3 protein-coding genes, 1 rRNA gene and 1 pseudogene are annotated in these 3,779 nt (G+C 69.4%); 2 read left to right on the plus strand and 3 right to left on the minus strand.

The window, feature by feature from the left end:
- Together rrf and proC are read left to right on the plus strand one after the other, a co-directional pair.
- Positions 1-85: ribosomal RNA gene (gene rrf, locus ACZ6MA_RS33890) — 5S ribosomal RNA — on the plus strand; the annotation flags it as partial.
- Positions 86-355: 270 nt separating this feature from the next.
- Positions 356-1,165: a pyrroline-5-carboxylate reductase gene (gene proC, locus ACZ6MA_RS33895; protein ID WP_469438752.1), complete on the plus strand. Its 810-nt coding sequence runs from the start codon at positions 356-358 to the stop codon at positions 1,163-1,165.
- A gap of 397 nt (positions 1,166-1,562) precedes the next feature.
- Here the strand turns inward: proC and ACZ6MA_RS33900 are convergent, their stop codons facing one another.
- The 3 genes and pseudogenes from ACZ6MA_RS33900 to trpS form a co-directional block, all read right to left on the minus strand.
- Complete coding sequence (locus ACZ6MA_RS33900; protein ID WP_469438753.1) at positions 1,563-1,742, minus strand: hypothetical protein; 180 nt, start codon at positions 1,740-1,742, stop codon at positions 1,563-1,565.
- A gap of 539 nt (positions 1,743-2,281) precedes the next feature.
- Positions 2,282-2,490: pseudogene (locus tag ACZ6MA_RS33905) on the minus strand (DUF6192 family protein); the annotation flags it as partial.
- Positions 2,491-3,489: a tryptophan--tRNA ligase gene (gene trpS / locus ACZ6MA_RS33910; RefSeq protein ID WP_469438755.1), complete on the minus strand. Its 999-nt coding sequence runs from the start codon at positions 3,487-3,489 to the stop codon at positions 2,491-2,493.
- Positions 3,490-3,779: the final 290 nt, after the last annotated feature.

Raw genomic sequence — 3,779 nt, forward strand, 5'->3', positions numbered from 1 at the left:
TTACATTCCGAACCCGGAAGCTAAGCCTTTCAGCGCCGATGGTACTGCATGGGGGACCGTGTGGGAGAGTAGGACGCCGCCGAACAAATTTTAGAGTAGCCCCTGTGGGAGCCTTCGGGTTCCTGCGGGGGCTATTCTGCATTTCCGGCCAATTCTTGCCGGTCCCCAGGAAAGGGCGGCCCCGGTGAATGGAGAAATGCCGGGGTCTCGCGGCTCGTGCCCGCGCCCGCCCGTGCCAAGCGCATACGTCCGACACACCCGGCGTGCAAAGATGACGGGCACGGACCGCCGGCCCGGTCAGGGCCCGCGCGGTCCGCACGACCCTGAAGCCCAGCGCAGCGAAGTGGTGAGCCCCGTGCCTCAGAAAGTCGCCGTCCTCGGCACCGGAAAAATCGGCGAAGCGCTCCTGAGCGGCATGATCCGCGCCGGCTGGTCCACCGCCGATCTGCTGGTCACCGCCCGCCGCCCCGAACGCGCCGAAGCGCTCCACGCCCGCTACGGCGTCGAGGTCGTCGGCAACATCGAGGCCGCCAAGAACGCGGACACCCTCATCCTCGCGGTCAAGCCGCAGGACATGACGGCCCTTCTCGACGAGCTGGCCCCCCACCTCCCCGTGGACCGCCTGGTCATCAGCGCCGCGGCCGGTGTGCCCACCGCCCTCTTCGAGGAGCGTCTCCCTACCGGCACCCCCGTCGTCCGTGTCATGCCGAACACGCCGGTCCTCGTCGACGAAGGCATGTCCGTCATCTCCGCGGGCTCCCACGCCACCGAGGAGCACCTCCTCCGTACCGAGGCGATCTTCAAGCCGGTCGGCAAGACGCTCCGCGTCCCGGAGACCCAGCAGGACGCGGCCACCGCGCTGTCCGGCTCCGGCCCCGCCTACTTCTACTTCCTCGTCGAAGCGATGACCGACGCCGGCATCCTGCTCGGTCTGCCTCGCGACAAGGCCCACGACCTGATCGTCCAGGCCGCCATCGGCGCGGCCGTCATGCTCCGAGACAGCGGCGAGCACCCCGTCAAGCTCCGCGAAGCCGTCACCTCTCCCGCCGGTACGACGATCAGTGCGATCCGCGAGCTCGAACGCCACGGCGTACGGGCGGCGTTGATCGCCGCCCTCGAGGCGGCCCGCGACCGCAGCCGCGAACTGGCCTCCGGTCACGCCTGAGTGTCTGTGCGGGATCTCTTGATCCTGGCTGCACAACCTCGTGTGTGTGGTGATCGCGGGACTGGCCATGGGGCGAAGGTCGCCGCCGTGACTATCCGGCGATGAGGGGGCCTCGCCACACGGTGAGACCGCGTTCTATGCGCTCGAGCCGGATTCCTCCGTGATCCGGAATGCGCCAGGGCCAGGCCCCGCTCGCCCGGCAGCATCCTGCGCGGGGCACGTGTTCTGCACGGATACAGCCCCGCCTTGTTGCCGAAGGGACTCGTCCTTCCCGACGGCCACACCTACGACGGCTACTGGTGGCCACCCCCGGGACAGCGCCTGTCGCCCCGACACGCAGCTGGCCGACTTCCTGGCGTCGGGGCCCGCCCCCGTCTACTTCGGCTTCGGCAGCGTCTCACCAGGCGATGCGGAACAACTCAGCCGCACGATCAAGACGGTGGTCCGGCGGCTCGGTGTCCGCGCGGTCGTACAGGCGGGCCGGCAGGGCCTCGACGTCGCCGGCGACGGCATCCTCCCCATCGGCGAATGCCCCCACGACCGGCTCTTCCCCCGCATGGCCGCCCTGGTCCACCATGCCGGCCCCGGAACCGTGGGCGCCGGACTGCGAGCAGGGGCCCCTGCCGTACCCGCCCCCTTGCCCTCGACCAGCCCTTCTGGGCCCGCCGCCTGACCACCCTGGGACTGTCCCCCGCTTTCGTCAACGCCCGCCGTCTGACCGCGGACAAACTCACCGACGCCCTGCGCGCAACGCTGCACGACGAGCGGTACCGCGACCGGTGCACCAAGATCGCAAGGATCATCGAGAGTGAAGACGCGGCCGTAAGCGTCCTCAACGAGCTGAAGACTGCGTCACCCGCGAGGGCAAGACGCTGAGCGCCTGTGCTCGACCAGGCCGCCGTTTTCGCGTTGTCGTGCCGGTGGTGTTTCTCCGGCCGCCCGCCCCAGTGGGTCCGGCATGCGGGGACCGGGAGGAGCGGCTCGATGAGGGGTCACTCCGCGGGCGCGGTGGCGGAGGGGAGCAGCGGCGCGCATACCCGGGCACCTCCGTGCGATGTCACAAGAGGCCGGCCCCCGCCGGGACGGGAAGCAGGCGGTGCCGGCCCCTTGTGACGGCTATGCGCCGGTGATGAGGTCGAGGGTGGACTCGACCGAGGTGAGCTGGGCGACGATGTGCCGCACCCACTTGTCCTTCGGGTGCAGGGCGGCGTGCGCGGGGCGACCTTGCCGGTCTCGACCGCCTGCTCGATCCAGTCGAGCGTCGCCCTCACCGCAGCCACGCGCTCGCGGACCATGACGCGTTCGGCCTCGCTCAGCCCCCGCCTTCACATGGGCGGCATCAGCCCCACGGCGGCGTAGGCGGCATCGACGGTAGGCCGCGCCAGACCGCGTGCCCGCTCGGCACCCTCCCGTAGGACGCCGTCCACATACCCCGGATCGGCACTCAGCTCCGCGTGCCGCTGCCGCACCGGACGGAGCAGCTCCACCACCGCGTCCGCTGTGTCTTTCTTCAATGCCCCGTATGAGGAGTACTCCTCGGCCAGCTCCGCCGGCTTTCCGCCGGTGCACGCCGCCAGCATCTCCAGCAGATTCGTGACCCCGGGCTGTGTTTCGCGGTCGTAGGCGACTTCACTTCCGCTGTCGGTCACCGCACGCATGACCTTCTTGCGTACGACGTCGGCCTCGTCGAGCAAATAGACGATGCCCGCCGTCTCGGCGTGGGACTTCCCCATCTTGGCCGTCGGGTCCTGGAGGTCCATGACGCGCGCGGCCACGGAAGGCAGAACGGCCTTCGGCACGGTGAACGTCCGTCCGTAGCGCTGGTTGAACCGCACCGCCAGGTCACGGGTCAGCTCGACGTGCTGGGCCTGGTCGTCACCCACGGGCACCTCGTGCGCCCCGTAGGCGAGGATGTCGGCCGCCATCAATACCGGATAGGTCAGGAGCGACAGCCGTACGCTGCCGCCGGCCGCTCGTTCCCGTGCGGCCTTCTCCTTGTACTGGATCATCCGCCGCATCTCGCCGTCGGTGGCCGTGCACTCCAGGAGATAGGACAGCCGGGTGTGTTCGTCCACATGGCTTTGGACGAACACGGTGCATCGCGCCGGCTCCAGCCCGGCCGCCAGGAGGAGTGTCGCCGCCTGCCGACTGAGCCTTCGTACGCGAGCCGGTTCGTGGTCCACGGTCAGCGCGTGCAGATCGACGACGCTGAAGAGGGCGTCCGTCTGGTGCTGGTCCACCTCGACCCACTGGCGGACGGCCCCGAGGTAGTTGCCCAGGGTGAGGTGGCCGGTCGGTTTGATACCGCTGAAGATGCGTCGCATCGTGCTGTCTCCCGGGTGGAGGGACCACCGCCACGGACAGCAAAACGGCCGCCGAGGCGGCGGCCGTTGGGTGCATGCGCTGATCGGCCGCCGGTCAGGCGGCCCACCACTGCTGGGTGTGCGCATGCTTGGTCATGCGGCGACGGTACCGTCACCAAAACCCCTTGCGCCACGGGTTTGATGCGTCGTACCGGGCTCGTGTAGAGTTCTTCGAGTTGCCACGGCGTCCGCGAGGACGGCGAGGCGGCACTTCACGCCTGACTGGCGGCAATCTCTACTGCACGGCCCTT

It is taken from the genome of Streptomyces sp. NPDC042259 (genome assembly GCF_055582085.1).

Bases quoted from the DNA above. Each gene is read 5' to 3' on its own strand.
- trpS (WP_469438755.1), bottom strand. From the start codon at position 3,489: ATGCGACGCATCTTCAGCGGTATCAAACCGACCGGCCACCTCACCCTG.
- ACZ6MA_RS33900 (WP_469438753.1), bottom strand. From the start codon at position 1,742: ATGGTGGACCAGGGCGGCCATGCGGGGGAAGAGCCGGTCGTGGGGGCA.